This window comes from Bacillus sp. EE-W1 (genome assembly GCF_009760835.1).
Lineage (GTDB): Bacteria > Bacillota > Bacilli > Bacillales > Bacillaceae_G > Bacillus_A > Bacillus_A wiedmannii.
Genome location: NZ_WIPE01000063.1, coordinates 215909 through 218584 on the forward strand (window position 1 = coordinate 215909; position 2676 = coordinate 218584).

The window sequence follows — 2676 nt, forward strand, 5'->3', positions numbered from 1 at the left end:
AACAGGTCCAACAGGTCTAACAGGAGCAACGGGAGCTGGAGCAGTTATTCCGTTTGCATCAGGTGGACCAGTAGCATTAGCAACTGTTTTAGGTGGATTAGCAAACACAGGAGCACTTCTTGGATTTGGAAGTTCATTCTTCCCTGTAATTGTCCCACCTGGTGGTCCAATTACTATAGGTCCTGTACCTCCAGTATTTGATTTTGCATTTGTAGCCCCTCGCGCAGGTACAATTACTTCGTTAGCAGGGTTCTTTAGTGTAACTGTAGCGGTTGCTTTAGCATTAGGAAGCATACAAATTCAAATGCAATTGTACAGCGCACCAGCAGCAAGTAATACTTTCACTCCAGTAGGTGTACCATTACTATTAACACCAGCATTTAGTGGTCTAATTGCTATCGGTGCTACTTCAAGTGGCATTGTCGGAGAAGCAATTGCGGTCGCTCCACAAGATAAGATATTACTTGTTGTTTCATCAACTACACCTGGTTTTGATATAGCTACTGCTATTACAGGCTTTGCCAGTGCAGGTATAACATTCGTATAATCACTTGTAAGTTTTGTAGTTGAAAATTTTGATATAAAAAAGAGACTGTCAAAAAAGTATCCACAGATTAACTTTTGAAGACAGTCTCTTTTTTTAATTGTTTTTATACTTTATGCCTGGTGAAAACCATTAAATATGCTTAGAGAATCTGGTGAGATTTTGTTAAGTTAAATGATCACTGCTAGTAAATTACATAATAATAGACGTAAAAAATCAAGGTTTACAGCAGATTGTGGATTACAAACTAATTTCATACACATATAAAGGTATATATCTAAAATATTTAAAGTTTTAGCCTTATACATGTAAGGATTGAGACGTGGGAGGATTATATTTGGACCAATTATCATTTTTCAAGCATATAGAGGAGAAAGAAATCCGACCTTTCGTGATAGAAGAGTTGCGAAAATACAGAGTGTTACGTATTAGATTCCAAAATCAGCAAGAAAGAACGGAATTGGGAGCAGAATTGCTGTTTCCTGAGTTAAAGCAAGTGGACAAGCATGAGTTGAAGTATAGACAGTTAAAACGAGCTTTTGAGGAAGCTCTCGATGAGGATGAAAAAAGGATTCTTGAAATCAAGTATATGAGCATTAAAGAATTGAATGATGATTATATTTATACTGTTCTTGGTATGAAACGAGGAAGATTTTATAGAAAAAGAAAATCTGGAATCGTTAATTTGGCTACAGCATTAGGTATGATATAAAAAATAATAGAACTTTTTGGGCACTAAATAGGGTACCTTTTTATATTGGGATCAACGGTACGATATTCCTACAGTTACTTGTTCTTTGAAAAGAGCATAACGTGGGGATAACGTATCTATGCGCTCATAATCAATGATTATAGCACCTTTATCAAAACGTTACCGGAGAACGGGCATGGGCGGTAAGAATCCGCAAAAAGGACGAAAAGACCAGCAAGAATCTTCTCAACGAATTAATCATTTAGAGACTCAAGTAGAACAGTTGACTAGGGAAATGCAACAAGCAACACAGCAGATTAACAAAATGAACTCTGCTTTAAATCAAAACGCCACTAGTGCACAATATGCTGGTAACAGTATGGCTGCATTACGCGAAAGATTCGGTGGAGTGAGTGAAACACAAGCAACGATGATACAAGGTCTAGAACGAGCCAGTGGAGCATTGTTTTCAACAGGTGCAGCCGCCACAATTGCTGGTGGAGCAGTCGTTATGGGGCTTGGTTCAAGTGTAAAAGTAGCAGCTGATTTTGAGCAACAGATGGCTATGGCTAAAGTGGGTGCGATTTCTGGTGCGACAGGAAATCAATTAGGCAGTTTAACTGAAACCGCTAAAGAGTTAGGAGCATCCACTACCAAGTCAGCTAGTGAAGTTGCAGTAGGTATGCAGAACTTAGCCGCTTCAGGCTTCGAGGTAAAACGATATTATCGGAGCAATGCCTGGTATTATCGCTGCTTCCGAAGCCGCACAGGAAGATATGGCTATGACCTCTGAAACTGTAGCAGCCGCTTTAAATGTTTTTGGTATGGAAGCGAAAGAGTCTTCTCATATAGCGGATGTATACTTTCTCAATCAGCCAATCAATCTGCTGCAGGTATCTTGGATATGCAGTACAGCTTTAAATATGCAGCACCAGTTGCGAAAATGCTTGGTATATCCCTTGAGGAATTATCTGCTGCTACTGGTATCATGACAGACTCAGGTATCAAAGGCGAACAAGCAGGTAAAGCCTAAATAATTCCGATTATCATACCAGAAGATGTCCAAGGTGGTTTTTGCAGGGCAATATACCAAAAACGATTGATAGGGAATAAAATACTGGAAAGATAAAACAAACTACCTGTGTTAATTGGAATTATAATAGTTACTCTAATTATCGCTTTTGTAGTTATATTCATTCCGCGCATATCCCCAATTTGCGCACCGATTTACGCAGTATTACAAGGGGTTTTATTAGGAAGTATTTCAGCGTATTATACAATGCGCTTTGGTGATTCTATCGCTTTAATTGCCGTATTACTAACAATTTCGATTTTATTTGCCATGTTAGTGTTATACGCAACTCGAATAGTAAAAGTAACTAAAAAGTTTCGTGCGGTTGTAACGGTTGCAACACTTGGAATTCTTATTATGTATTTTATT

3 protein-coding genes and 2 pseudogenes are annotated in these 2676 nt (G+C 38.3%); all 5 read left to right on the forward strand.

What is annotated here, in order from left to right; all coding sequences use genetic code 11:
• Positions 1 to 547 (forward strand): exosporium glycoprotein BclB-related protein (locus GFJ36_RS13830; protein ID WP_275940650.1); only part of this gene is annotated, 547 nt, incomplete at its 5' end.
• A 334-nt stretch (positions 548 to 881) separates the two neighbouring features.
• Positions 882 to 1256, forward strand: a complete 375-nt coding sequence (locus tag GFJ36_RS13835; RefSeq protein ID WP_060486850.1) for an ArpU family phage packaging/lysis transcriptional regulator — start codon at positions 882 to 884, stop codon at positions 1254 to 1256.
• A gap of 490 nt (positions 1257 to 1746) precedes the next feature.
• Positions 1747 to 1938 (forward strand): annotated as a pseudogene (locus GFJ36_RS30110) (phage tail tape measure protein); the annotation flags it as partial.
• A gap of 156 nt (positions 1939 to 2094) precedes the next feature.
• Positions 2095 to 2268: a phage tail tape measure protein gene (locus tag GFJ36_RS30115; RefSeq protein ID WP_286675046.1), complete on the forward strand. Its 174-nt coding sequence runs from the start codon at positions 2095 to 2097 to the stop codon at positions 2266 to 2268.
• 99 nt (positions 2269 to 2367) lie between these two features.
• A pseudogene (locus tag GFJ36_RS13850) lies at positions 2368 to 2676 on the forward strand (Bax inhibitor-1/YccA family membrane protein); the annotation flags it as partial.